Raw genomic sequence first — 24,493 nt, forward strand, 5'->3', positions numbered from 1 at the left:
CCGCTCGGGCCGGCCTCCTTCGTGCCGTATGTACATAGCTATGAACGTCCCTTGCGGGCCCCATGTCAACCTCGGGTGGGTAAACCGTCCCGTGACCGTGACATCGCCCCGGGCGGGTCAGGACTCCAGGCCGAGGCGGACGGCGGCCTCCCGCCAGCGGGTCTCGTCGCCGGACGGGGCGTAGCGGCGGAGGTCCTGCGTGGCGGCGACCAGCGCGCGGGCTTCGGCCAGGTCACCGACCACTCCGCGGGCACGGGCCTGCGCCAGGACGTTGCCGAGGGCGGTCGCCTCGACCGGCCCCGCCACCACCGGCAGGCCGCTGGCGTCGGCGGTCAGCCGGCACAGCAGGTCGTTGCGGCTGCCGCCGCCGACCAGGTGCACGACCTCGATCTCGCGCCCCGACAGCCGGGCCGCCGCGCGCAGCGTGGCGCGGTGCGCGAGGGCGAGGCTGTCCATGACGCAGCGGACGGTCTCGGCGCGCGTCTCCGGGACGGGGAACCCGCGGCGCCGGCAGTGCGCCGCGATGCGGGCGGGCATGTCGCCGGGCGGCAGGAACTCCGGGTCGTCGGGGTCGATGAGGGAGCGCAGCCCCGGCAGCCGCGCCGCCTCCGCGAGCAGGGCGGGCAGGTCCGGGTTCCCCCAGGTCCGCAGCGACTCCTGCAGCAGCCACAGGCCCATCACGTTGCGCAGGTAGCGGACGGTCCCGTCGACGCCGCCCTCGTTGGTGAAGTTCGCGGCGCGGCTCTCCTCGGACAGGACGGGCGCGTCCAGCTCGACGCCGACCAGGGACCAGGTGCCGCAGGAGATGTAGCCGAACCGGCCGGTCGCGGCGGGCACGGCGGCGACCGCGGACGCGGTGTCGTGCGAGCCGACGGCCGTGACCTGGAGGCCGGCGTGGCCGGTCTCGGCCACCACGTCCGGGCGGAGCGTCCCGATGGCCTCGCCGGGGTCGCGCAGCGGCGGGAGGATCTTCGCGGGCAGGTCGAGCCGGTCCAGCAGGTCCTGCGACCAGGTGCCGTCGCGGACGTCCAGCAGCCCCGTCGTGGAGGCGTTGGTGCGCTCGGCGCCGGTCTCGCCCGTCAGCCAGTAGGCCAGCAGGTCCGGGACGAGCAGCAGCGTGGCCGCCCGCGACAGGTCGTCGGCCGCAAGCTGGTAGATCGTGTTGAACGGCAGGAACTGCAGCCCGGACGTCCGGTACAGCAGGTCGTCGCCGAGGTCGGCGCGGACCCGGTCCATCACGCCGTCGGTGCGGGCGTCGCGGTAGTGGACGGGGTTGCCGAGCAGCCGCCCCTCCGCGTCGAGCAGGCCGTAGTCGACCGCCCACGAGTCGATGCCGACCGACGCGAGCCCGGCGGGCGCGGCGCGCAGCCCGTCCAGGACGTTGCCGTACAGGCCGAGGATGTCCCAGTACAGGGTGCCGCCGGCGCGGACCGGCCGGTTCGGGAAGCGGCGGACCTCCGCCAGGTCCAGCACGCCGGGCCCGACGCGCCCGGCCATCACCCGGCCGCTCGACGCGCCGAGGTCGACGGCCGCGAAAGTCTCCTCGCTCATGTGATGACCAGTACCTCCAGCGTGCGGGGCCCGTGCACGCCCTCGACCCGGGACAGCTCGATGTCGCTCGTCGCCGACGGCCCCGACACGAACGTCAGCGGGCGGGACGGGTCGAGCCGTTCGAGCGCCTCCGGCACGTCCGGGGCGACCTGCTCGGCGCGGACGACGATCAGGTGGTAGTCGGGCACGAGCGACAAGGCGCGCGGCCCCTGCCCCGCGCCGTGGTCCAGGACGATCGTGCCGGTCTCGGCGATCGCGGCGGCGCAGCCCGTGACCGCGCCCGCGAGCCCGTCCAGGGACGCGACGGAGAAGTCGCGGACCAGCGGCGCCGCCACCTCCGACGTCCACTCGGCGGGCAGGTCGGCGGGAGCGCCGTAGGAGCCGGGCCGTGCCGCGAGCCGCTCCGCGACCACCGCGGCGGCCTCGGACGCCGGCGCCCGCAGCACCGTCGCGCGGTAGTCGGCGACGCGCTCGGCGAACAGGTCGAGGACGCCGTCCTCGTGGTGGCGGCGCAGGTAGCCGCGGTCGATCCGGGCGTAGGACGCCGCGACCTCGGCGGCCGGCCGGGTGGGCGTGATCCCCTCGATGCGGCGCAGGATCTCCTCGCGCGCGTTCACTCGTCCTCCTCCGTGCGGCCGCCGTCGGTCCGGGCCCACCAGGCGCGGAACGACTCCGGCGGCGGCGCGGGCGCGTCCCGCGTCTCGGTCCAGGCGTTCAGCGGCCCCGGCAGCCGCCGGATCCGGCCGCCGCGCGCCACGACCCTGCGGCTCGCCGACGCGGCGCGCTGCGCGAGCCCGAGCCGGGTGGGGGAGCGCAGCGTCCACCCGGCCGCCGTCATCGCCACCCGCTCCAGCGGATGGCGCGGGCCCTTCTCCACGGCGCGGGCCCGCAGGTGCACCAGCACCTCCGGGATGTCGATCGCGACCGGGCACGCCTCGAAGCACGCGCCGCACAGCGACGACGCGTACGGCAGGGACGCGTCCACGTCCGAGCCGATGCCGCGGATCTGCGGGGACAGGATCGCGCCGATCGGCCCCGGGTACGGCGACCCGTAGGCGTGGCCGCCCGCGCGCTGGTAGACCGGGCACACGTTCAGGCACGCCGAGCAGCGGATGCAGCGCAGCGCCTGCCGGCCCACCTCGTCGGCGAGGGTGTCGGTGCGGCCGTTGTCCAGCAGGACGAGGTGGAAGTCGCGCGGGCCGTCGCCGGGCGCCACGCCCGTCCAGGTGGAGGTGTAGGGGTTCATCCGCTCGGCCGTGGACGAGCGCGGCAGCAGCTGCAGGAACACCTCCAGGTCCTGCCAGCTCGGCACGATCTTCTCCACGCCCATCACCGAGATCAGCGTCTCGGGGAGCGTCAGGCACATCCGCCCGTTGCCCTCCGACTCCAGCACGACGAGGGTGCCGGTGTCGGCGACCGCGAAGTTCACGCCCGACACCCCGACCTTCGCCGACAGGAACTTCGCGCGCAGGTGCCGCCGCGCCGCCTCCGCGAGCGCGGCGGGGGAGTCGGTCAGGCCGGCGGGCGCGTCCTCCATCGCGCGCAGGAAGATGTCGCGGATGTCGGACCGGTTCCGGTGGATGGCCGGGACGAGGATGTGCGACGGCCGGTCGTCGCCGAGCTGCACGATCAGCTCGGCGAGGTCGGTCTCGTAGGCGGTGATGCCCTCCTCGGCGAGGAACTCGTTGAGGCCGATCTCCTGCGTCGCCATCGACTTGACCTTGACGACCTCGGTCTCGCCGGTCGCCTTCACGAGGTCGGCGACGATCCGGTTGGCCTCGGCGGCGTCGCGCGCCCAGTGCACGGTGCCGCCGGCCGCGGTGACCTTCTCCTCCAGCAGCGGCAGGTAGTGGCCGAGGTTCGCCAGGACGTGGTCCTTGATCTGCTTGCCCGCCTCGCGCAGCGCGGGCCAGTCGGCCAGTTCCGCGACGGCGCCGGCGCGCCGCTCCCGGATCGTGGTGGTCGCGTGCGCGAGGTTGCCGCGCAGCCGCGCGTCGGCCACCGCCCGGCGGGCGGCGTCGGGGAACGACGGCATTCCGACGTAGGTGGGCATGGCGGACGAGCTCATGACGGGTCCTCCTCGGTGGACGCGAGGATCTCGGCGAGGTGCACCGTCCGCACCCCGGCGCGGGTGCGGGTGAGCGCCCCGCCGATGTGCATCAGGCAGGAGTTGTCGGCCGCGCACAGCGCCTCGGCCCTCGTCTCCCGCACGGCGGTGACCTTGTCGGCGCACATCGCCGCCGACACCTCGGCGTTCTTCAGCGCGAACGTCCCGCCGAACCCGCAGCACTCGGCGGCGTCCGGCAGGTCGACCAGGTCGATGCCGCGCACCTTGCGCAGCAGCCGCAGCGGGCGGTCGCCGACGTGCAGCATCCGCAGGGAGTGGCACGTCGGGTGGTAGGTGACGCGGTGCGGGAAGTAGGCGCCGACGTCGGTGACGCCGAGGACGTCCACCAGGAACTCCGACAGCTCGTACACCCGCGAGGCGACCCCGGCCGTGCGGGGCGCGAGCCGCGGATGCCAGTCGCGGATCATCGCGCCGCACGACGCCGACGGCGTCACGACCGCGTCGTAGGGCTCGAAGGTCTCGGCGAACCCCTTCACCAGCGGCAGCGCCTGCCGCCGGTACCCGGTGTTGAGGTGCATCTGCCCGCAGCACGTCTGCGACTCGGGGAACTCGACGTCGTGGCCGAGGCGCCGCAGCAGCCGCACCATCGCCTTACCGGTCCCCGGGAACATCGTGTCGTTGACGCAGGTGAGGAACAGCGCGACTTTCACGGGGAGCCTCCAAGGGCCGACCGGCTGGACTCGCGGACCACCAGCTCGGGCTGGAACATGACCTGCTGGTGGGCGTGCCCGCCCGACTCGTCGCACTCCTCCAGCAGCAGCTCGGTCGCGATGCGGCCGAGCTGGTAGGTGGGCTGCCGCACCGAGCTGAGCGGGACGGCGGCCGCGGCCGAGAACTCGATGTCGTCGTACCCGATCAGCGCCACGTCACCCGGCACCTTGATCCCGGCCTGCAGCAGCACACGCAGCACGCCGAGCGCGAGCAGGTCGTTGGCGCAGAAGATCGCGTCCGGCAGCGGCGGGCCCGCCTCCAGCAGCCGCCGCGCCGCCTCCTGCCCGCCCCGCGCGTTCATCGCGCCGACCGCGACCTCGCGCAGCGCGTCGCGGCCGAGCCCGGCGGCGCGCAGCGCCCGCAGCGCGCCCTTGCGGCGGTCGGCGCACTGGCGCAGCACCGTCGGCCCGGTGACGAACGCCAGCGTGCGGGCGCCGGCGTCCAGCAGCTCGCCGGCGGCCAGCTCCCCGCCCGCGACGTCGTCGACGGCGACCGAGCACTGGTTGGCGCGCGGGGTCGGGTGGTCGAGCAGCACCACCGGGACGCCGCGGTCGCGCAGCCGGTCGGCGGTCTCGCCGTCGTCGCCGACCGGGGTCAGCAGCACGCCGCGGACCCGCTGCTCGGCGAACACCCGCAGGTTGCGCTGCTCCCGCTCGTCCGACTCGCCCGAGGAGGACAGGATGACCGCGTAGCCGCGCTCGCTGGCGGCCTCCTCCACGCCGCGCGCCACGTCGGTGAAGAACGGGTTGGCGAGGTCGAGGACCATCAGCCCGATCGTGCTGCTGTGCCCGGCGCGCAGCGTGGACGCCGAGCCGTTGCGGACGAAGCCGAGCTCGCGGATCGCCTGCTCGACCCGGGCGCGGGTCGCCGCGGCCACCCGCTCGGGCCGGTTGAGCACGTTGGACACGGTGCCCGGGGAGACCCCGGCGCGCGCCGCGACCTGCTTGATGCCGACCGTCCTGCTCAGCGGCTCGGGACGGCCGGTGTCGTCTGTGCTCAATCCGTGTGCCCCCGGTCCGGTCCGCCGCCTGTGTCGCCGCTCACTCTGGGACATGTCATTAAAACGTGTCAACCCCGGATCGGGCCCGGTGGACGGGCAAACCTCGCTGGCCGGTCCCGGCCGGAGGTGACTTCGAAAAACGTGCGGACCCTTGCCCGGACGGGGTTTTCGCAGCCTCGGAGGGGGTCGGCCGCAAGCTTCCCTCTTGACGGGTGTCCCGGCTCACATCTAGCGTCCTCCGCAACATCACGTTAAAACGTTTTTCATCCCCCGGAAACCGACGTCCCCCGCGAGGAGGGCCGACATGAGTGCACCCGGCCGGTCGGCACCGCCGACATTGGCCCTGGTCAACGTCAGCAAATCGTTCGGCGCCGTGCGCGCCCTGCAGGGCGTCACGCTGGAGCTGCACGCGGGCGAGGTGCACGCGCTCGCCGGCGAGAACGGCGCCGGCAAGTCCACGGTCGTAAAAACGTTCGCAGGAGTGCACCGCCCCGACGCGGGCGAGGTGCGGGTGGACGGGGAGCCGGCGGCCTTCCACGGCCCCGCCGACGCGCAGGCCGCGGGCGTCGCCGTCATCTACCAGGAGCCCACGCTGTTCCCCGACCTGTCGGTCGCCGAGAACATCTTCATGGGCCGCCAGCCGCGCGCCGCGCTCGGCCGCATCGACCGCCGCGCCATGCACGCGCGGACGGCGCAGCTGTTCGAGCGGCTCGGCGTCGCGCTGGACCCGCAGCAGCCCGCCCGCGGCCTGTCGATCGCCGACCAGCAGGTCGTCGAGATCGCCAAGGCCATCTCCCGGGACGCGCGCGTGCTCATCATGGACGAGCCCACCGCCGCGCTCACCGGCCAGGAGGTCGCCCGCCTGTTCGCGGTGACCCGCACGCTGCGCGAGCAGGGCTGCGCGGTGCTGTTCATCTCGCACCGGCTCGAGGAGATCTTCGAGCTGTGCCAGCGCGTCACCACGCTGCGCGACGGCGCTTACGTCGGCACCGACATGGTCGCCGACCTCACCCCCGACGACCTCGTCCGCCGGATGGTCGGCCGCGACCTCGACGCGCTCTACCCCAAGCAGGACGTGACCCCCGGCGAGGTCGCGCTGACGGTGCGCCGCCTCACCCGCGAGGGCGCCTTCACCGACGTCTCCTTCGAGGTCCGCCGCGGCGAGATCGTCGCGCTGGCCGGGCTGGTCGGCGCCGGCCGCAGCGAGGTCGCCCGCGCGATCTTCGGGGTGGACCGCTGGGACGCCGGCGCCGTCGAGGTCGCGGGCCGCGCGCTGCCGGCCGGCAGCCCCACCGCCGCGATGTCGGCGGGGCTCGCGCTCGTCCCCGAGGACCGCCGCCAGCAGGGCCTCGTCATGGACATGTCCATCGAGCGGAACATGGGCCTCACCCAGCTGAAGACGCTGCGCCGCGCCACCGGGCGCGGCGGGCTCATCTCCCGCCGGGTCGAGCGGGACCGCGCCGCCGACTGGGCGCTGCGGCTCCAGCTCAAGTACGCCCGCCTCAGCGACTCCGTCGGCGTCCTGTCCGGCGGCAACCAGCAGAAAGTCGTGCTCGCCAAGTGGCTCGCCACCGAGCCCGCCGTGCTGATCGTGGACGAGCCGACCCGCGGCATCGACGTCGGCACCAAGGCCGAGGTGCACCGGCTGCTGTCGGAGCTGGCCGCGCAGGACCTCGCGGTGCTGATGATCTCCTCCGACCTGCCGGAGGTGCTCGGCATGGCCGACCGGATCCTCGTCATGCACGAGGGCCGGCTCACCGCCGAGATCGCCCGCGCGGACGCGACCGAGGAGAACGTGATGGCCGCCGCGACCGGGCGTGCGGGGACGGGGAAGGCGGCCTGATGACCGTGCTCACGGAGAGTCCGGCGCGGCCGGGCGGGGCGGGCGGCTCCGCCGGCGGCGGCCGGCGGCTGGTCGAGCTGGTGCTGCGCGCCCGCGAGATGAGCATCCTCGGCGCCCTCGTCGTGCTCGTCGTCGCGACGACGATCGCGAACCCGCGGTTCCTGTCCGGGCAGGGCGTCAAGGACATCTTCCTCAACGCCTCCATCCTGGTGCTGCTCGCCGTCGGGCAGACGCTCGTCGTCGTCACCCGCAACATCGACCTGTCGGTCGGCTCCCTGGTGGGGCTCGTCGCGTTCAGCGCCGGCAAGTTCGCCGCCGGCGGCGACCGCCACGTCGTGCTCGTCCTGGTGTTCGGCGTCGCGATCGGGCTGGTCTGCGGGCTGGTCAACGGCCTGCTCGTCAGCTTCCTGCGGGTCCCGTCCCTCGTCGTCACCCTCGGCACCCTGTACGTGATCCAGGGCCTGGACTACCGCATCGCACACGGCGAGCAGATCGGCGCCGCCGACCTGCCCGCCTCGGTGCTGAGCCTCGGCAACGACGGGATCCTCGGCATCCCCTACCTGCCGATCATCACCGTCGCGGTGATGCTGGCGGCCGGGTACTACCTGCGGTCCTACTCCTCCGGCCGCGAGTTCTACGCGATCGGGTCCAGCCCGGAGGCCGCGCGCCTGGCCGGCGTGCCGATCCGCCGCCGCGTCCTCACCGCCTACCTCGTCAGCGGCGCGCTCGCCGGCCTCGCCGGGGTGCTGTGGCTCGCCCGCTTCGGCACCGTCGTCGCGGACGCCGCGAACGGCTGGGAGCTGAAGGTCGTCGCCGCGGTCGTCGTCGGCGGCGTCGCCATCACCGGCGGCGTCGGCACCGTGTGGGGCGCGGCGCTCGGCGGGCTGCTGCTCACCACCATCGGCAGCGTGCTGGTGGTGCTCAAGGTCAACTCGTTCTGGCAGGACGCGATCACCGGCGTCCTGCTGCTGCTGGCCATCAGCGTCGACCGGCTGCTGGCGCTGCGCGTCACCCGGGCGCTGAAACAGCGGTCGCTGGAATCGTCCGCGCACCGCGACGTCGCCGCCCCGGCCGAGCCGGCCGCGGCCGCCCCGGCGGAGAAGGAGGGACGGTCATGAGCCGCCTCGGAGGGCTGGTGCGGTGGGAGACCGCCGTCACCGCCCTGCTGGTCCTGGTGTTCGCGAGCGGCGCCGGGTTCTCGCCCGACTTCGCGAACAACGACAATCTGTCGTTCGCGCTGGACGACCTGTCGGAGATCGCGCTGATCGCGCTGCCGATGACGCTGCTGGTCGTGTGCGGGCAGGTGGACCTGTCGGTCGCCTCGATCCTCGGCCTGTGCAGCGCGCTCACCGGCAAGATGTGGGACGGCGGCATGGCCATCGAGACGATCATCCCGATCGTGCTCGCCGTCGGCCTGGTCTGCGGCCTCGTCAACGGGCTGCTGGTGACGAAGCTCGGGCTGCCGTCCCTCGCCGTGACGATCGGCACGATGACCCTCTACCGGGGCCTCGCCTACGTCACGCTCGGCACCGGCGCCATCTCCGAGTTCCCGACCGCGTACACCGACCTGGCGACGTCCTCGATCCCGGGCACGCCGATCCCGTACCCGATCGCGCTGTTCGTCGTGCTCGCCGTCATCACCGGCGTCGTCCTGCACGCGACCGGCATCGGGCGGTCGCTGTTCGCGATCGGCGCGCAGGAGGACGCCGCCTACTTCGCCGGCATCCGCGTCAAGCGCATCAAGCTGCTGCTGTTCGTGGTGTCCGGGCTGGTCGCCGGGTTCGCCGGCATCGTCTACACGCTCCGCTACGGCAGCGCCCGCGCCGACAACGGGCTCGGCCTGGAGCTCACCGTCATCGCGGCGGTGCTGCTCGGCGGCATCGACTTCGACGGCGGCAAGGGCACCCTCGGCGGCGTCATCGCCGCCGTGCTGCTCATCGGCCTGCTCCGCAACCTGCTGATGCTCAACGACGTCCCCACCGAGGTCCAGTCGATCGTCACCGGGCTGCTGCTCATCATCAGCGTCCTCACGCCGCGGCTGATCGCCGTGGTCCGCGAGGCCCAAGGCAGGCGGCGGGGCGCGCGACCCGCGGCTCCCGCCGCCGCCCCCTGACCCCCATGAGACACGTCCCCCCGCCGCGTCCCACCGCACCCCCGAAAGGCATCGTGATGACCATTCGTCCGCGCGTCCCGCGCCGGCTGGCGGCCGTCGCCACGGCGAGCGTCCTGGCCCTCAGCATGGCCGCCTGTGGCGGCACCACCAAGAACGACTCCGACTCCGGGGACGCCAAGGCGGCCGGCGGCAACGCCACCGCGAACCCGAACGCGCCCCTGAAGAAGGGCCTGAAGCTGGCGTTCCTGCCCAAGCAGGTCAACAACCCGTACGAGACGATCGTCGACAAGGCCGGCATCGAGGCGGCCAAGGAGTTCGGCGGCGAGGCCAAGGAGGTCGGCCCGTCCGACGCGTCCGCGTCCTCCCAGGTCTCCTACATCAACACGCTCGTCCAGCAGCGGCACGACGCGATCCTGATCGCCGCCAACGACGAGAACGCGGTGTGCGGCCCGCTCAAGCAGGCGATGGCCAAGAACATCAAGATCGTCGCCTACGACTCCGACACCAACCCCGAGTGCCGGGACGTGTTCATCAACCAGGCGAGCTCGGAGGAGATCGGCCGCAGCGAGGTCAAGCTGCTCGCCGAGCAGATCGGCCACGAGGGCGAGATCGCGATCCTGTCGGCGACGGCGAACGCCACGAACCAGAACACCTGGATCAAGTTCATGCAGGACGAGCTGAAGAAGCCCGAGTACGCCAAGATGAAGCTCGTCAAGATCGCCTACGGCGACGACGACGACCAGAAGTCGTTCCAGCAGACCCAGGGCCTGCTGCAGGCGTACCCGAACCTCAAGGGCATCATCTCGCCGACCACGGTCGGCATCGCCGCCGCGGCCCGCTACATCTCCGGCTCCAAGTACAAGGGCAAGGTCGCGCTGACCGGCCTCGGCACCCCCGACCAGATGCGCAAGTTCGTCAAGGACGGCACGGTCAAGGAGTTCGAGCTCTGGGACCCCAAGAACCTCGGCTACCTGTCCTCCTACGCGGCGGCGGCGCTGGCGTCCGGCCAGATCACCGGCGCGCAGGGCGAGAAGTTCACGGCCGGCAAGCTCGGCGAGCGCACGATCGGCGCCAACGGCGAGGTGATCCTCGGCCCGCCCACGGTGTTCGACGCGAAGAACATCGACCAGTACCACTTCTGATCGCATGTCCGAACGCACGAAGCGCGTCTGCTTCCTGCTGAAGGTCAGGCAGGACCGCCTGGAGGAGTACAAGCTGCGCCACCAGGCGGTCTGGCCCGACATGCTCACCGCCCTGCGCGATTCCGGCTGGCACAACTACTCGCTGTTCCTGCGGGAGGACGGCCTCCTCGTCGGCTACCTGGAGACCGACGACTTCGAGGCCGCCCAGGAGGCGATGGCCCGCACCGAGGTGAACGCCCGGTGGCAGGCGGAGATGGCGCAGTACTTCGAGGACCTCGACGGCCGCCCCGATGAGGGCATGCGGCCGCTGACCGAGGTCTTCCACCTGGATTGAGAGGTAACTCGTGACAGACACCCGCGCGGTGAAGGACGCCTTGCGCCGCCAGCAGATCGAGACTCCCTCGTGGGCGTACGGGAACTCGGGGACCCGGTTCAAGGTCTTCGCCCAGCGGGGCGTGCCGCGCACCCCGCAGGAGAAGATCGACGACGCCGCGCAGGTGCACCGGTTCACCGGCGTCGCGCCCAGCGTGGCCGTCCACATCCCCTGGGACAGGGTGGACGACTACGCCGCGCTGGCCGCGCACGCCGAGGAGCGCGGCGTGCGGATCGGCGCGGTGAACACCAACGTGTTCCAGGACGACGACTACATGCTCGGCAGCGTCACCAACCCCGACCCGGCCGTCCGCCGCAAGGCCCTCGACCACCTGCTCGAAGCGGTCGACATCATGGACCAGACCGGGTCGCGCGACCTGAAGCTGTGGTTCTCCGACGGCACCAACTACCCGGGGCAGGACGACATCCGCGCCCGCCAGGACCGGATGGCCGAGGCCCTGGCCGCCGTGTACGAGCGGCTCGGCGACGACCAGCGGTTCCTGCTGGAGTACAAGCTGTTCGAGCCGGCGTTCTACATGACCGACCTGCCGGACTGGGGCGCCTCCTACGCGCACTGCGTGAAGCTCGGCCCGAAGGCGCAGGTCGTGGTGGACACCGGGCACCACGCGCCCGGCACCAACATCGAGTTCATCGTGGCGTTCCTGCTGCGCGAGGGGAAGCTCGGCGGGTTCGACTTCAACTCGCGCTTCTACGCCGACGACGACCTGATGGTGGGCGCCGCCGACCCGTTCCAGCTGTTCCGGATCATGTACGAGGTGGTGCGCGGCGGCGGCTACGACGCGTACACCGGTGGGGGGGCGACCCCCCACACCCCCCGGCAAGAGCGTGGGGGGACCGGCGTGGCGTTCATGCTCGACCAGTGCCACAACATCGAGCCGAAGATCCAGGGCCAGATCCGCTCGGTGATGAACGTGCAGGAGGCCACCGCGAAGGCGCTGCTGGTGGACGCCGGCGCGCTGCGCGCCGCGCAGGAGGCCGGTGACGTCCTCGAGGCGAACGCGGTGTTCATGGACGCCTACAACACCGACGTCCGCCCGCTGCTCGCCGAGCTGCGCGAGGAGATGGGCCTGCACCCGGACCCGGTCGCCGCCTACAAGGCGTCCGGCTACTACGAGCGCGTCGTCGCCGAGCGCAAGGACGGCCACGCCGCCGGCTGGGGCGCCTGAACAGGTGAAGGAGACCGAACCGATGACTTCCACCCCGCCCGAGGTGGAGCAGCTGCTGGACCGCGCCAACACCCTCGGCGCGGATCCCCGCAACACCAACTACGCGGGCGGCAACGCGTCCGCGAAGGGCACGGTCACCGACCCGGTGACGGCCCGCGACGTCGAGCTGATGTGGGTGAAGGGCTCCGGCGGCGACCTCGGCACCCTCACCGAGAAGGGCCTGGCCGTGCTGCGGCTGGACCGGATGCGCGCCCTCGTGGACGTCTACCCGGGCGTCGAGCGCGAGGACGAGATGGTCGCCGCGTTCGACTACTGCCTGCACGGCAAGGGCGGCGCGGCGCCGTCCATCGACACCGCCATGCACGGCCTCGTCGAGGCCGCGCACGTCGACCACCTGCACCCCGACTCCGGCATCGCGATCGCGACCGCCGCCGACGGGGAGGAGCTGACCCGGCGGATCTTCGGCGACCGGGTGGCGTGGGTGCCGTGGCGGCGGCCCGGCTTCCAGCTGGGCCTGGACATCGCCGAGATCAAGCGCGCCAACCCGCGGGCGATCGGGGTGATCCTCGGCGGGCACGGCATCACCGCGTGGGGCGACACGAGCGAGGAGTGCAAGGCCAACTCGCTCGACATCATCCGCACCGCCGAGGCGTACATCGCCGAGCACGGCAAGGCCGACCCGTTCGGCGAGGTGATCCACCCGACGCTGCCGGAGGACGAGCGGCACGCGCGCGCCGCCGCGCTGTTCCCGCTGATCCGCGGCCTGGCGTCCACGGACCGGCCGCAGGTCGGGCACTACACCGACAGCGAGGCCGTCCTCGACTTCGTCTCCCGCGCCGAGCACCCGCGGCTCGCGGCGCTCGGCACGTCCTGCCCGGACCACTTCCTGCGCACCAAGGTCGCGCCGATGGTCCTGGACCTGCCGCCGGACGCCCCGCTCGACGAGGCCAAGGCCCGGCTGAGGGAGCTGCACGCCGCCTACCGCGAGGAGTACGCGGCGTACTACGCGCGGCACGCCACCGCCGGCTCCCCGGCGATGCGCGGCGCGGACCCGGCGATCGTGCTGGTGCCCGGCGTCGGGATGTTCTCCTTCGGCGCGAACAAGCAGACCGCGCGGGTCGCCGGCGAATTCTACGTCAACGCGATCAACGTGATGCGGGGCGCGGAGGCGCTGTCGTCGTACGCGCCGATCGACGAGGCGGAGAAGTTCCGCATCGAGTACTGGGAGCTGGAGGAGGCCAAGCTCCGCCGGATGCCGAAGCCGAAGCCGCTCGCCACCCGCGTCGCGGTCGTCACCGGCGGCGGCTCGGGCATCGGCGCCGCCACCGCCCGCCGGCTCGCCGCCGAGGGCGCCTGCGTCGTCGTCGCCGACCGGGACCTCGCCGCCGCCGAGAAGGTCGCGGCGGAGCTCGGCGCCGGCGCCCTGCACGCGTCGGACGCCGCCATCGCCGCCGCGGTCGACGTGACCTCCGAGGACGAGATCGCCGCCGCCGTCCGCGCCGCGGTCCTGGCGTTCGGCGGGGTGGACCTCGTCGTCAACAACGCGGGCCTGTCGATCTCCAAGCCGCTGCTGGACACGACCGCCGCCGACTGGGACCTGCAGCACGACGTCATGGCGCGCGGCTCGTTCCTGATGTCCCGCGAGACCGCCCGCGTGATGGTCGAGCAGGGCATGGGCGGCGACATCGTCTACATCGCGTCCAAGAACGGCGTGTTCGCCGGGCCGAACAACATCGCCTACGGCGCCACCAAGGCCGACCAGGCGCACCAGGTGCGGCTGCTGGCCGCCGAGCTCGGCGAGCACGGCATCCGCGTCAACGGCGTCAACCCCGACGGGGTGGTGCGCGGCTCCGGCATCTTCGCCGGCGGCTGGGGCGCCAAGCGCGCCGCCGTCTACGGAGTGGAGGAGGAGAAGCTCGGCGAGTTCTACGCCCAGCGGACGCTGCTCAAGCGCGAGGTGCTGCCCGAGCACGTCGCCGCCGCCGTCTTCGCCCTCACCGGCGGGGACCTGACCCACACCACCGGACTGCACATCCCCGTGGACGCCGGCGTCGCCGCCGCCTTCCTGCGCTGATCACCGCCGCAAAGGGCCGGCCGATGGCCCGGACCACACCGCCGCGGTGCTGTCACCACCGCGGCGGTACCACCCGTCCGAGCCACCGGCCGTCCCGTCGGGCCCGCTCTACCAAGAGGAACCCGGAAGGATAACGATGTCACCAGCGAAAAGGTTCGCCCGATCCCGCGTATCCGTCATCACTTCCCTGAGCCTGGGGGCCGCCGCCCTCGTCGCGGTCCCGTCCGGTGCCGCCGCGGCGGCGCCCCGCGACCCGCTGGGACTGCCGTCCCTGTCCAGCGCCGACCGCTACATCCTCGCCCCCTCCGGCCGGACGGTCCGCCCGGTGAAGGCCGCCGAGTCCTACGGGCTGAACGCCGACCACGTGACCGCCGCGTCCGAGACATCGGAGAAGGAAGGGCACGACCTGGACGCCGGAGCGTCCACAACCGCCAAGGCCGACGGCGTCATGACCCGCCAGACGGGCGGCGAGGCGGGGGCCGGCTTCGGCTACCGCATGCGCGTCGCGCCTGGGCACGGCCCCGTCACCCTCCGGGTGGAGGAGGCGGGCAGCGCCACCGCCCACTACGAGGTGCTGGTGAACGGCGAGGTCGTCCACGAGCGCAAGCCCGACCCGGCGCAGGCCGGCGTGTGGAGCGGCGACAAGGCGGGCCTCGTCCACTACGACGTCGCGGTCCCGGCGAGACTCGTCCGCTCCGCCGGTGACATCAGGGTGACCTTCCGCAACACCGCGAACCCCGGGCCGGGCGCCCGCATCCACGCCGTCTGGACGCTGCAGCAGGGCGGCCGCGCCCCGGCGGCTCCCTACGGCGGGACGGTCCAGAACCCGTCCGGCGCGTTCCGCCAGGGCGGCACCACGCTCACCTCCAACGAGTACGGCCGCCCCTACGTCATCTACGACTTCGGCAAGGAGGTCGGCGGGCAGATCCAGGTCACGGCCGACGTCCGCAAGGGCACCCCCAGGCTTGGCCTGGCGTTCAGCGAGAGCGCGCAGTACCTCACCACCGCGTCCGACTACAGCCAGGACCCGGTCGGCCTCGCCACCGAGACCCACTACCTCGACACCGAGGCCGGCCGCACCGCCATGACCGACCCGGTGATCCGGGGCGGGTTCCGCTACCTCATGGTCTTCCTGGACGGCCCCGGCGAGGTGAAGCTGTCCGACCTGCGGCTCAAGTTCACCGCCGACCCCGCCAACCCCGACCTGGACGGCTACAAGGGCGCGTTCCTGTCCAGCGACGACACCCTGAACCGGCTCTGGTACGCGGGCGCCTACACCGTGCAGATGGCGACGATCGACCCGACGACCGGGCGCCCCTACCCCGGCAAGGAGGGGCCGGTCCGCAACGACGCGATCGTCGGCGACGGCGACAGCATCATCAGCGACGGCGCCAAGCGCGACCGGATGATCTGGGGCGGCGACAACGCCGTCGCGGACGCGGTGTCGTACCTGACCACCGGGCAGTCGGCGCCGTCCGCCAACGCCGTCGCGTTCATGGCGAAGGGGCAGGCGGCCAACGGCCAGATCCCCGGGCTCTACCTCACCGAAGAGTTCGGCTACAACATGAACTGGGGCGAGTACGCGGCCTGGTGGGTCGACAACTACTGGACGCACTACCTGTACACCGGCGACGGCGACTTCCTCACCACGTGGTACGGCGCGATGAAGAGGAACGTCGCGTGGCTGGAGTCGAACGCCGGCGACGACGGGCTCCTCACCATGAAGGGCGCGGGCGGGACCTGGGGCTACGGCAACGACGCCGGCGGCACGTACGTCTCGTCCCTGTACGTCAAGGTGCTCGGGCAGGCGGCGCGGGCCGCCGAGGCCAAGGGCGAGCCCGAGCTCGCCAAGACCTACCGCGAGCACGCGGCCCGCACCGCCAAGGCGATCAACGACCACCTGTGGGACCCGGCCGCCGGCGCCTACAAGGTCAGCAAGTCCGACGGCAACCACCCGCAGGACGGCAACGCCATGGCCGTCGTGGCGGGCGTCGCCACCGGCGACCGCGCCCAGGCGGTGCTGAAGTTCTTCGGCGACGGCCTCGCCAACCCGCACGGCGACCTGACCGTCGACAAGCCCGGCGGCGTCGTCCCGCAGTACATCAGCCCGTTCGTGTCCTCCCAGTCGCTGCTCGCGCACTCCGCCGAGCAGGACATGGCGGGCGCGATGTCGCTGCTGCGCCGCACCTGGTACCCGATGCTCGGCAAGGCGCAGCCCGGCACGCTCTGGGAGAACGTCAGCCCGGCGGGCGCGCCGCAACTCGGCTCCTACACGAGCCTGTCGCACGGGTGGGCCGCCGCGCCGACGTCGTTCCTGACCAACCAGGTCCTCGGCGTCGCCCCGACGTCGGGCGGCTTCGGCACGTTCACCGTCCTGCCGCACCCGGTGAACGGCCTGCGCTGGGCCGAGGGACGCGTCCCGACACCGCGCGGCGACATCACCGCCGCGTGGAAGCGGCACGGCGGGACGTTCACGCTCCGCGTCGCCGCGCCCTCCGGCTCCACCGCCACCGCCGGGGTCCCCGCGCAGGGCGCCGCCGAAGTCCGCGTCAACGGAAAGGTCGTGTGGCGGGACGGGCGCTCGGTGAAGCCGGGCGTCACCGTCCGCGACGGTCTCGTGCAAGTCCCCGGACTGACCGGCACGTCCATCCTGACCGCCTCCCGCTGACCTGGAGTGATGATGGTTCCCCCCAAGACCGTCCGCCGTTCCCTCGTCCGCGCCGCCGTGGCCGCCGCCCTCACGATCACCAGCACCGCCTCGCTCGCGCTCCCCGCCGTCGCCGCGCCGCACCCGAAGGGCCCCTGGCAGGACGACTCCTACACCCCGCGGCCCGGTCAGTGGCGGCCCTACGTCCTCGCCCCGGCCGGCCGCGACGTCAAGCCCGTCAAGGTGTTCAAAGCCGACCCGCGACAGGGCGGCATCGAAGGCTCCCCGGAGGGCGCGCTGAAGAAGGGCGGGGCGTCCGTCCGGCTCACCGGTGCCGCCGACCGGGCGGGCTCCCCGCTGCTGATCGTCGACTTCGGCAAAGAGGTCGCCGGGCACCTGAAGGTCCGCGTGAAGGGCGCGACCGGGAACCCGAAGCTGCGCGCCTGCTTCTCCGAATCGGTGCAGTACATGGCGCTGGCCCCCGACGCCAACGGCGGGCAGGGCAAGATCGCGCCCGGCTGCGACACCGCCAACATCTGGAACGGCTTCCCCGGCCAGCCCTACACCGAGGACACCGACAGCCACGCCCTCCCGCTGGACGGCGTCGCGCTGCCCGGCACCGTCCGCGACGGGGCGCTGCGCGGCGGGTTCCGCTACGCGACCCTCTTCCTCGACGGCCCCGGCAGCGTCGACATCGACGCCGTCTCGCTGGACTTCACCGCCGCGCCCGACCAGCGCGACCTGGACGGCTACCGCGGCCACTTCCTCTCCAGCGACGACCTGCTCAACAAGGTCTGGTACGCGGGCGCCTACACCGTGCAGATCAACACCGGCGCGCCGAACACGGCGAAGAAGTGGCCGTACGCGCCGGGCGAGGGCGATCACGCCGACGCACCCGTCCCGCACGCCGACCCGAACACCTCCGTCATCTACGACGGCGGCAAGCGCGACCGGATCGTCTGGCAGGGCGACCTCGCCGTCCAGGCGCCCGTCGCCTACGTCAGCACCTACGACATGGGCGCGGTCGACAACTCGCTGTCGTCGCTCGCCGCCCAGCAGCTCCCGGACGGCTACGTGCCCGCCGCCAGCCTCGTCGGCCAGCACAACCAGAACGAGCTGCGCACCTACGGCGAGTACGTGACCTGGTTCGTGACCAACATGTACGACCACTGGTGGTACACCGGCGACCGCGCCTACCTCGACAAGTGGTGGCCGCAGCTCACCAAGGCGACCGCCTGGCTGGAATCGGTGCGCGCCGGCGACGACAAGGGCCTGATCGCCTTCCAGGAGTCCGGCTCCTGCGGCCACTACGGCTACTCCAACTGCGGCCACGAGACCTACGTCAACGCCCTCTACGCCCGCAACCTGCGGCAGATGGCGGCGATGGCGAAGGCGCGCGGCGACGCGTCCGCCGCCCGGACCTACGCCGCCCGGTCCGCCGAGGTGAAGAAGGCCGTCAACGACCAGCTGTGGGACGAGAAGGCCGGGGCCTACCGGCTGTCCCGCGAGATCCCCGGCGCCTACCCGCAGGACGGCAACGTCACCGCCGTCCTCACCGGAATCGCCGGCGGCGACCGCGCCGAGCGGGCACTGGCCTACCTGCGCGCCAACAACTGGACGGACATCGGATCGCTGACGGTCTCGCAGTCCACCCCCAACCCGAGCCTCCCGCCGTTCTACGCGCCGCTGCCGAGCGGGTTCGAAGCCGACGCGCGCCTGGAGACCGGCGACGCGTCCGGCCTGGAGCTGATCCGCAACTACTGGGGCCACCAGCTCCGGCAGGACCCGGGGTCGACGTTCTGGGAGCACATGCAGCCGGACGGCACCCCCAACCTGAAGCAGTTCTCCAGCCTCGCGCACGGCTGGGCGGCGCAGCCGACCGTCACGCTCAGCACGAAGGTCCTCGGCGTGCGGCCCGCCGCCCCCGGGTACGCGTCCTGGGCCGTGGTGCCGTTCACCGGGGACCTGGCATGGGCCGAGGGCACCGTGCCGACCCCGCACGGCGACATCGCCGCGTCCTGGCGCAGGACCGGCAACGGCTTCCAGCTCAAGGTCACCGCGCCGCGCGGCACCGAGGGCCGCCTCGCCGTCCCGGTCGGCCCGTCCACCCGCCGCGTCACCTTCGACGGCCGGACGGTCTGGGCCGGGGGCAAGGCCACCGCGCGCGGCGTGTCCAGCGACGGCAGGTACGTCTACGTGGACGGAGCGTCCGCCGGGCGCCACATTCTCACGGCCCGTTAGTCCGAGAAAAGGAGAGGAATGGCAGACATCACAGCGCCGCCGCCCGTCAAGGTCGGCCTCGTCGCCGGGGGGCTCGGCGCCTACTGGCCGCAGTTCCCCGACCTGCTGCCGCAGCTGAAGCGGTCCGCCGAGCGCGTCTCGGAGCGGATGCGCGGGCTCGGCGCGGAGGTCGTCGACGTCGGCTTCATCTCCGACGCGCAGGAGGGCGCGGCGGCGGCCGAGCGGCTCCGCGCGGCCGGCTGCGACATCATCGTCGGCTTCCTCACCACCTACATGACCGCGTCCATGCTGGTCCCGGTCGCGCAGCGGGCGGACGCGCCGGTGCTGCTGATCAACCTGCAGCCGACCGAGTCGATGGACCACGCCACGTTCGACACCGGCCAGTGGCTCGCCTACTGCGGCGCCTGCCCGCTGCCGGAGATGGCGAACGCGTTCGAGCGCTGCGGCGTCCCGTTCCGCTCCGTGTCCGGGTACCTGGAGGACGAGCGGGCCTGGGCGAAGATCGGCCGCTGGGTGCGGGCCGCCGGGGTCCGCGCGGCGCTGCGCCGCGGCCGGCACGGCCTGATGGGCCACCTGTACCCGGGGATGCTGGACGTCTCCACCGACCTGACGCTCGTCAGCGCCAACTTCGGCGGGCACGTCGAGGTGCTGGAGTTCGACGACCTGCGGGTGCGGGTGGGGAAGGTCACCGACGCCGAGACCGCGGCGAAGAAGGCCGAGGCGGAGAAGGTCTTCGAGCTGGACGCGTCCGTCAACGACGAGGACCTGACGTGGGCGGCCCGCGTCGCGGTCGGGCTCGACCGGCTCACCGCCGACTTCGAGCTGGACAGCCTCGCCTACTACCACCGGGGCCTGGACGGCGAGATCCACGAGCGGCTCGGCGCCGGGATGATCCTCGGCGCGTCGCTGCTCACCGCGCGCGGCGTCCCGGCGGCGGGGGAGTACGAGCTGCGCACGTCCCTCGCCATGCTGATCGCCGACCGGCTCGGCGCGGGCGGCTCGTTCACCGAGCTGCAGGCGCTGGACTTCCACCGCGGCCACGTCGAGATGGGCCACGACGGGCCCGCGCACCTGGCGATCAGCGCCCGCCGGCCGCTGCTGCGCGGCCTCGGCGTCTACCACGGCAAGCGCGGCTACGGCGTGTCGGTGGAGTTCGACGTCAAGCACGGGCCCGTCACCGCGTTCGGGATCGTGCAGCGCCGCGACGGCCGGTTCGCGCTCGTCGCGTCCGAGGGCGAGACCGTGGACGGGCCGCTGCTGCAGATCGGCAACACCACGTCCCGCGTCGACTTCGGCTGCGACCCCGGCGAGTGGACCGACGCGTGGTCCGCCTCCGGCATCTCCCACCACTGGGCCCTCGGCACCGGCCACATGGTCGCCGACCTGGCGGCGCTCGCCGACCTCCTGGAGATCGAACTCGTCCATGTGAATCCCTGACCGACCACCTCTGACGGCGTGATCGGGGGATCCGCCCCACGGCGATGACGGGCGCAGGCCCGCGACCGGCCCCGGCCGGCCGCGGGTCCCGCTCGGCATGCCCGGAAGCGGACGACGCCCCCTCGCCCACCCCCGCGCAGTTCAGAGAGGACGCCATGACCGGTTCCCCGACGTCCCGCTCCACGACCTTTCGCACCACGCCTCTCCGCTCTACGACCTTTCGACCGACCGCGCCGACCGGTGCGGCGCAGGCCGCCGTCGGCGCCGGGCACGCCCCGCAGGCCCCCGCCCGGACACTCGGACCACCCACTCGGACCACCGCTGAGGCGCCGGGATGAGCGAGCAGCCGGGAGGAAGGCCCGCGTCAGGCCCGGTCCAGCCGGACGGCCTGGCCGATGTAGTCGCGCAGCGCCTTCTCGTCGATGCCGTCGAGCGTCTTGATCTTGACGTGGCGGGTCTTCTTCCCGACGCCCTGCAGCAGCCCGTGCGCGTCCTCGAACTCGGCGCCGCGCTCGAAGGCGAAGGTCAGGTGGGTCTTGCTCTGGCTGATCACCGCGAGGACCTTCGTCCCGCGCCAGGCGGGGGAGCCGTAGGTGAGGCACTCGGCGGCGTCCGGCGCCTCCTCGGCCATCAGCGCCCGCAGCTTCGCGAGGATCTCGGCGTACTTGGGGTCGAGCTTGGTCGCGGCGTAGGTGTCGATCTCGCTGCCCATGGCGTGGGTCCCTTCGAGGCGTTGGTGCGTTCCGTGCGTCCCACCATATAGTCACGAATCTTGACGGTCAATACCTCTTACCAAATTCCCGCTCCAGTCACCCCACCCCCCGTTCGAACGACGGCTGAGGAGCCTCAGATGAACGAGTTGTCCAGAAGAAGGTTCGTGCAGGCGGGCGGCGTCGCCACGGCGGCGGTCACGGCGGGCGGCGCGGTCGCTCTGCCCGCGTCGGCGGCGCCGGCCCCGGGGAGGGCCCGGACGCTGCGCCCCGCCGATCTGCAGGTCGGCCACCTGCCGTCGCCGCTCGGGATCGACGCCGAGCGGCCCACGCTGAGCTGGCGGTTCGCCGCCGGGCCGCGCAACGCCGCCCAGTCGGCGTACCAGGTGCGGGTCGCCACCTCGCGGGACCGCCTCGCCCGCCCCGACCTGTGGGACTCGGGCAAGGTCGGCGGCCCCGCCGTGTCGGCCGTCTACGCCGGACGGGCGCTGAAGTCCCGCGAGCGGGCGATCTGGCAGGTCCGGGTGTGGGACGGGGACGGCCGCGCGTCCGCGTGGAGCGAGCCGTCCCACTTCGAGATGGGCCTGCTCGCCGCCGCGGACTGGACGGCCCAGTGGATCGGGAACGCGGCATGGTCCGCCGACCCCGAGCCGTCGCCCGCGGTGATCACGTTCCCGGCGCGGACGGCCCGCTACGTCCGGCTGGACGTGACGCGGCTCGGCCTGCCGATCAAGGAGGGCTGGCCGTACAAGGTGTCGCGGCTCCAGCTCGCCGAGATCCAGGTGCTGGACGGGGCGTCCGGCGCGAACCTGGCGGCCGGGGCGGCCGTGACCGCGTCCGAGAGCTACACGGTCGGCGGCCAGTGGGAGCCGAAGGCCGTCACGGACGGCTCGCTCACCAGCGACACCGCCCCCTTCGGCTACACGAGCATGGAGCGGCGTGAGCAGGACCTCGCCGAGCCCGTCTGGATCCAGCTCGACCTCGGCGAGGAGAAGGCGTTCGACCGCGTCCTGCTCTACCCGCGCACCGACGTGACGACCGACGACGGGAGGACGGCCAACTTCCCGGAGGACTTCACCGTCCGGACCTCCGGCGACGGCACGGCGTTCGACACGGCCGCCGCGGTGGAGGGGCAGGAGGCGCCGCCGCCGCTGCACCGGCAGCCCGAGGCGCTCCCCGTCTTCAGGCGCGAGTTCACGGTCGGCAAGCGTGTCCGCTCGGCACGCCTCTACGCGACGGCCCTCGGCGTCCTGGACATCACGGTGAACGGGCGGCCCGTCAGCGACGCCGTCCTCGAACCGCCGTACAGCGCGTACAAGGAGCGGATCGTCTACTCCACCTACGACGTGACGAGGCTGCTCCACCGCGGCGGCAACCGCGTGCAGGTGGAGCTCGGCACCGGCATGGCGCACGTCCCGCCCACGCCCGGCCGCTACGAGAAGCTCACCCGGTCGGACGGCAAGCCCGCGTTCCTCGGCCAGCTGGAGATCACCTACACCGACGGGTCGCGCGAGGTCATCGCGTCCGGCACGTCCTGGCGGACCGCCCTCGGCGCGACGACCTTCACGAACTGGTACGGAGGCGAGGACCACGACGCGCGCCGCACCCCGAGCGACTGGTCGGCCGCGGTGCGGGTCGCCGCGCCCACGGCCCGGCTCGCCGCCCGCACCGCGCCGCCGATCGTCCCGGTCGGCACCTTCCGCACCACGAAGATCACGCAGCCGAAGGACGGCGTCTACGTCGTCGACCTCGGCACCAACTTCGCGGGGTGGCCGAAGCTGCGCGTCAGCGGACCGGCCGGGACGAAGGTCACCATGCGCCCCGGCGAGCTGCTCAACGCCGACGGGACCGTCAGCCAGCACACCACCGGCTCGCCCATCTGGGACACCTACACCCTGTCCGGCGAGGGCACCGAGACATGGCATCCGCGGTTCGTCTACCACGGCTTCCGCTACCTGCAGCTCGAAGGGCTGCCGTCCGCGCCGGACGAGGGCACGGTCACCGGGATCGTGCTGCGCGCGGGCAACGCGGGCGCGGGCTCGTTCACCAGCTCGCACGGCCTCCTCAACGACATCCACCGGATCATCGACCGGGCGGTGCAGAGCAACATGTACTCCGTCCTCACCGACTGCCCGCACCGGGAGAAGCTCGGCTGGCTGGAGCAGGCCAACCTGGTGTTCCCCGCCGTCGCCCGCAACTACGACGTCGCCGCCTACTACGGTGCGATCGTCCGCGACATCGCCGAGGCGCAGACGGCGGACGGCCTCGTCCCCGACATCGCGCCCGAGTTCACGGTGTTCTCCGGCGGGTTCAGGGACGACCCCAACTGGGGCAACGTCATCGTCTTCGCGCCCTGGCAGATGTACCGCGCCTACGGGGACACGGCGACGCTCCGCACCTACTACCCGAACATGGTGCGCTACGTCGACTACCTGTCCGGCAAGGCGGACGGGCACCTGCTCGACTACGGCCTGGGCGACTGGATCACCTTCGACAACAGCACGCCCAAGGGCGTGACCGCCACGTTCGGCTACCACCGCGCCGTGTCCGCCCTCGCCCGCATCGCGAAGGTCATCGGCAAGGACGCCGACGCGGCCGAGTACGAGGCCCTCGCGGGGCAGATCGGGTCGGCGTTCAACGCCAAGTACGCGACCAGCGACACCTACGGCTCCGGCAGCCAGGCATGCGACGCGCTCGCCCTCGACATGGGCGTCGTCCCCGACGGCAAGAAGGACGCCGTCCTCGCCCACCTGGTGAACGGCATCGAGGCGAAGGGCTACCACCTCACCGTCGGCGAGATCGCGCTGCCGTCGGTGTTCCACGTCCTGTCGGCGGCCGGACGCGACGACGTCATCCACGCGTTCGCGACGCAGACCGGCAACCCGAGCTACGGCTACCAGGTCGTGCACGGCGCCACCTCGCTGACCGAGAACTGGGACGGGCCCACCTCTGGGAACTCCCAGAACCACTTCATGCTCGGCGCCATCGACGAGTGGTTCCACGCGGGGCTCGCCGGCCTCGGCCAGACCGACGACTCGATCGCGTTCGAGACGCTGCTCGTCCGGCCGGCCGTCGTCGGCGACGTGACGCGCGCCGCCGCCACCTATGAGACACCGCGCGGGCATGCCGCGGCGTCCTGGCGCCGCACCGGCAGGAAGCTCCGCCTGGACGTCACCGTCCCGCCCGGCACCAGTGCGCGCGTGGAGATCCCGGTGCCCGCCGGGGCCGCCAGGCCCACGGCACCCCGGGACGCACGCTGGATCGGCGTGGAGAACGGCCGCGCCGTCTTCGAGATCGGCTCCGGCGACTGGACGTTCGAAGGGCGCACCTCATGAGC

Annotated in this window: 17 protein-coding genes; 11 read left to right on the forward strand and 6 right to left on the reverse strand. The window is 72.8% G+C overall.

All coding sequences use genetic code 11. The annotated features are described in order from the left end of the window. Positions 1 to 117 precede the first annotated feature (117 nt). From ACGFI1_RS13125 to ACGFI1_RS13145, 5 genes are read right to left on the reverse strand one after another with little or no spacing between them, the layout of a single operon-like run. The gene (locus tag ACGFI1_RS13125) at positions 118 to 1,551 is read right to left on the reverse strand and encodes a rhamnulokinase (protein WP_392785241.1); all 1,434 of its coding nucleotides are present in this window, start codon (positions 1,549 to 1,551) and stop codon (positions 118 to 120) included. Beyond that, the gene (locus ACGFI1_RS13130; protein ID WP_387074976.1) at positions 1,548 to 2,168 is read right to left on the reverse strand and encodes a LutC/YkgG family protein; all 621 of its coding nucleotides are present in this window, start codon (positions 2,166 to 2,168) and stop codon (positions 1,548 to 1,550) included. The genes ACGFI1_RS13125 and ACGFI1_RS13130 overlap by 4 nt, the downstream gene beginning before the upstream one ends. Further along, positions 2,165 to 3,619: a LutB/LldF family L-lactate oxidation iron-sulfur protein gene (locus ACGFI1_RS13135; protein WP_392734340.1), complete on the reverse strand. Its 1,455-nt coding sequence runs from the start codon at positions 3,617 to 3,619 to the stop codon at positions 2,165 to 2,167. Before ACGFI1_RS13135 ends, ACGFI1_RS13130 begins: the two co-directional genes overlap by 4 nt. Beyond that, positions 3,616 to 4,329, reverse strand: a complete 714-nt coding sequence (locus ACGFI1_RS13140) for a (Fe-S)-binding protein (RefSeq protein ID WP_392785243.1) — start codon at positions 4,327 to 4,329, stop codon at positions 3,616 to 3,618. The genes ACGFI1_RS13135 and ACGFI1_RS13140 overlap by 4 nt, the downstream gene beginning before the upstream one ends. After that, on the reverse strand, positions 4,326 to 5,390 hold the full coding sequence (locus tag ACGFI1_RS13145; RefSeq protein ID WP_240807207.1) for a LacI family DNA-binding transcriptional regulator: 1,065 nt from the start codon (positions 5,388 to 5,390) through the stop codon (positions 4,326 to 4,328). The genes ACGFI1_RS13140 and ACGFI1_RS13145 overlap by 4 nt, the downstream gene beginning before the upstream one ends. 304 nt (positions 5,391 to 5,694) lie before the next feature. Between ACGFI1_RS13145 and ACGFI1_RS13150 the strand changes: the two genes are divergently transcribed. The 10 genes from ACGFI1_RS13150 to ACGFI1_RS13195 all read left to right on the forward strand — a co-directional run bounded on the left by ACGFI1_RS13150 (position 5,695) and on the right by ACGFI1_RS13195 (position 20,446). Then, the gene (locus tag ACGFI1_RS13150) at positions 5,695 to 7,233 is read left to right on the forward strand and encodes a sugar ABC transporter ATP-binding protein (protein ID WP_392785244.1); all 1,539 of its coding nucleotides are present in this window, start codon (positions 5,695 to 5,697) and stop codon (positions 7,231 to 7,233) included. Next, on the forward strand, positions 7,233 to 8,351 hold the full coding sequence (locus ACGFI1_RS13155) for an ABC transporter permease (protein WP_386869458.1): 1,119 nt from the start codon (positions 7,233 to 7,235) through the stop codon (positions 8,349 to 8,351). Before ACGFI1_RS13150 ends, ACGFI1_RS13155 begins: the two co-directional genes overlap by 1 nt. Then, positions 8,348 to 9,346, forward strand: a complete 999-nt coding sequence (locus ACGFI1_RS13160) for an ABC transporter permease (RefSeq protein WP_392785245.1) — start codon at positions 8,348 to 8,350, stop codon at positions 9,344 to 9,346. The genes ACGFI1_RS13155 and ACGFI1_RS13160 overlap by 4 nt, the downstream gene beginning before the upstream one ends. A gap of 56 nt (positions 9,347 to 9,402) precedes the next feature. After that, positions 9,403 to 10,488 (forward strand): rhamnose ABC transporter substrate-binding protein, encoded by a 1,086-nt coding sequence (rhaS, locus tag ACGFI1_RS13165; protein WP_138634444.1) that lies wholly within the window; start codon positions 9,403 to 9,405, stop codon positions 10,486 to 10,488. A 4-nt stretch (positions 10,489 to 10,492) separates the two neighbouring features. Beyond that, positions 10,493 to 10,822: an L-rhamnose mutarotase gene (locus ACGFI1_RS13170; protein ID WP_387074990.1), complete on the forward strand. Its 330-nt coding sequence runs from the start codon at positions 10,493 to 10,495 to the stop codon at positions 10,820 to 10,822. Between the two features lie 10 nt (positions 10,823 to 10,832). Continuing rightward, entirely contained in the window at positions 10,833 to 12,047 is a 1,215-nt protein-coding gene (gene rhaI / locus ACGFI1_RS13175) for an L-rhamnose isomerase (RefSeq protein ID WP_392785247.1), read from the forward strand. A 22-nt stretch (positions 12,048 to 12,069) separates the two neighbouring features. Then, positions 12,070 to 14,121, forward strand: coding sequence for a bifunctional aldolase/short-chain dehydrogenase (locus tag ACGFI1_RS13180; protein ID WP_392785249.1), 2,052 nt, complete (start codon positions 12,070 to 12,072; stop codon positions 14,119 to 14,121). Between the two features lie 136 nt (positions 14,122 to 14,257). After that, the gene (locus tag ACGFI1_RS13185) at positions 14,258 to 16,789 is read left to right on the forward strand and encodes an alpha-L-rhamnosidase-related protein (protein ID WP_392785251.1); all 2,532 of its coding nucleotides are present in this window, start codon (positions 14,258 to 14,260) and stop codon (positions 16,787 to 16,789) included. A gap of 9 nt (positions 16,790 to 16,798) precedes the next feature. Beyond that, positions 16,799 to 19,009: an alpha-L-rhamnosidase-related protein gene (locus ACGFI1_RS13190; RefSeq protein ID WP_392785253.1), complete on the forward strand. Its 2,211-nt coding sequence runs from the start codon at positions 16,799 to 16,801 to the stop codon at positions 19,007 to 19,009. Between the two features lie 18 nt (positions 19,010 to 19,027). Next, complete coding sequence (locus tag ACGFI1_RS13195) at positions 19,028 to 20,446, forward strand: arabinose isomerase (protein ID WP_392785255.1); 1,419 nt, start codon at positions 19,028 to 19,030, stop codon at positions 20,444 to 20,446. 364 nt (positions 20,447 to 20,810) lie between these two features. Here the strand turns inward: ACGFI1_RS13195 and ACGFI1_RS13200 are convergent, their stop codons facing one another. Next, positions 20,811 to 21,158, reverse strand: a complete 348-nt coding sequence (locus ACGFI1_RS13200; RefSeq protein ID WP_386869444.1) for a DUF1801 domain-containing protein — start codon at positions 21,156 to 21,158, stop codon at positions 20,811 to 20,813. Between the two features lie 138 nt (positions 21,159 to 21,296). Here ACGFI1_RS13200 and ACGFI1_RS13205 point away from each other — a divergent pair, with 138 nt between their 5' ends. Next, a complete protein-coding gene (locus tag ACGFI1_RS13205) occupies positions 21,297 to 24,491 on the forward strand; it encodes a family 78 glycoside hydrolase catalytic domain (RefSeq protein WP_392785257.1) in 3,195 nt (1,064 codons plus the stop codon). The last annotated feature ends 2 nt before the right edge of the window (positions 24,492 to 24,493 follow it).

The sequence above is a fragment of the Actinomadura geliboluensis genome, assembly GCF_043197915.1.
Taxonomy (GTDB): Bacteria; Actinomycetota; Actinomycetes; order Streptosporangiales; family Streptosporangiaceae; genus Spirillospora; species Spirillospora geliboluensis.